The organism is Candidatus Glassbacteria bacterium (assembly GCA_019456185.1).
Classification (GTDB): Bacteria; Gemmatimonadota; Glassbacteria; order GWA2-58-10; family GWA2-58-10; genus JAJRTS01.
On the sequence record VRUH01000045.1, the window covers coordinates 26,888 to 28,826 of the forward strand.

Consider the following 1,939-nt stretch of genomic DNA (forward strand, 5'->3'; position numbering starts at 1 on the left):
GATAACCCGTTCCTCAGCGAAACCGCGTTTTTCAAGACCAGCGGCGGGCACAACGCCCAGGTGGCGATTTACTGGAAAGTCGCCAGCGGCGGCACGGAGCGGGGTTCGTTTTTCGGCAGCGAGATGAGTTTCCAGATGCCCCGTCCCGGCGGAACAGGGACGCTGATTTCCCGCCGGGAGAAAGGCGAAGAGGTCAAGAACAACTACGCCGAAAGCAGAATCGTGACTGAGACAATCGAGGTGGGCAACCACTACGAGCTGCTGCCCGAGCCGCTGCGTCATCCCTCTGGCCACGGCGGCAGCCACACCCATCTTACCCACGAGTTCGTCTCGGCCTGTATCGAGCAGCGCCAGCCAGCGGTAAACGTGCACGAGGCGCTGGCCTACACCGTGCCAGGGATAATCGCCCACCAGAGTTCGCTGGAGGGCGGGACGCTGAAGAAAATCCCGGACTACGGACGGGGCTGAGCGCGGGGACACTCTCCGGAACTGAGAAGATGGTGCGGAGAATTCTGCCGGGCCACGGCGGCGGCCGCCGCGGGCTTCGCCCTCCAGCCCCGCTGACGGGGCTGCCGCCGGAACAGTTTTACTGTCCCGGCGGGCGGCGGCCGCGCACGGCAGTTGAACTTCCAAATATCAAGAAATCCAGCAGAGAAATGCACACCGGAGCACAGGAGGCAACCAACGATGAAACGCAAAAAATTCCTGGGCGCACTGGGCGGCGCACTGGCCGGCGCATCGATCGCACCCATGCTCGGCGGTTGCGGGGTCGCCCCCGGAGGCGACAGGCGGCAGAACGTGGTAATTATCATGGCCGACGACATGGGTTACTCGGATATCGGCTGTTTCGGCGGCGAGGTGGCGACCCCCAATATCGACAGCCTGGCCGCCGGCGGAGTGCGGTTCACCAGTTTTTACAACGCCGCGCGCTGCTGTCCCACCCGGGCCTCGCTGCTGACCGGGATGTATCCGCACAGGGCGGGGATGGGCGGCATGGTGGGCGACTGCAACCGGGAGCCGGGACCCTACATGGGCCGTCTCAACGACAGTTGCGTCACGATAGCCGAGGCGCTGGGACTTGCCGGGTACAGTTGTTACATGTCCGGCAAATGGCACGTCGGCGAATGTCGCCCCTGCTGGCCGGTCGACCGTGGGTTCGAGCGCTATTTCGGGCTGATCAGCGGTGCCAACAGCTACTGGGAGTTGCAGGAACAGCCGGGCAGACGCCGCCGGATGGCGATCGACAACGACGAGTGGTACCCGCCGGACCAGGGTTTTTACATGACCGACGCGTTCAGCGACTACGCCGTCCGCTTTCTTCGCGAGCACGAACAGGGTGCGCACGCGCACCAGCCGTTTTTTCTCTACCTGGCTTTCACCGCGCCGCACTGGCCGCTGCACGCCTGGCCGGAGGATATCGCCAAATACCGGGGACGGTTCAAGGCCGGGTGGGACAAACTGCGCGTGGAGCGTTACGAGCGGATGAAGGAACTGGACCTGATCGACCCGGACTGGCCGCTGAGTCCCCGCGATCCGGAGGTACCCGCTTGGGACGATGTGCCTGACAAGGAGTACCTGCAGCGGCTGATGGAGGTCTACGCGGCGATGATCGACAGGATGGACCAGGGAATCGGGCGGGTACTGGGTCAACTGGAAGCGATGGGCGCTGATGAGAACACGCTGGTGCTGTTCCTCTCGGACAACGGCGGCTGCCATGAGCGGATCGACGGACGTGATTTGAACCAGGAGGGCACCGAGCCGGGCGAGCCGGGTTCGTTCGTGGCCTACCGGCGGCCGTGGGCCAACCTGAGCAACACCCCGTTCCGCATGTTCAAACACTGGGTCCACGAGGGCGGTATATCCACGCCGCTGGTGGCGCGCTGGCCCGGAGGGATTGCCAATCCGGGCACGGTCAGCCGGGAGGTGGGCCACGTGATCG

3 pseudogenes (all running past the window's edge) are annotated in these 1,939 nt (G+C 64.5%); all 3 read left to right on the forward strand.

Annotated features, from left to right (window positions below):
* Positions 1-5 (forward strand): annotated as a pseudogene (locus FVQ81_14015) (Gfo/Idh/MocA family oxidoreductase); it begins 847 nt to the left of the window's first position.
* Positions 1-468: pseudogene (locus FVQ81_14020) on the forward strand (hypothetical protein); it begins 42 nt to the left of the window's first position. Before FVQ81_14015 ends, FVQ81_14020 begins: the two co-directional pseudogenes overlap by 47 nt.
* 330 nt (positions 469-798) lie before the next feature.
* Positions 799-1,939, forward strand: a pseudogene (locus FVQ81_14025) (arylsulfatase) (it continues 356 nt past the right edge of the window).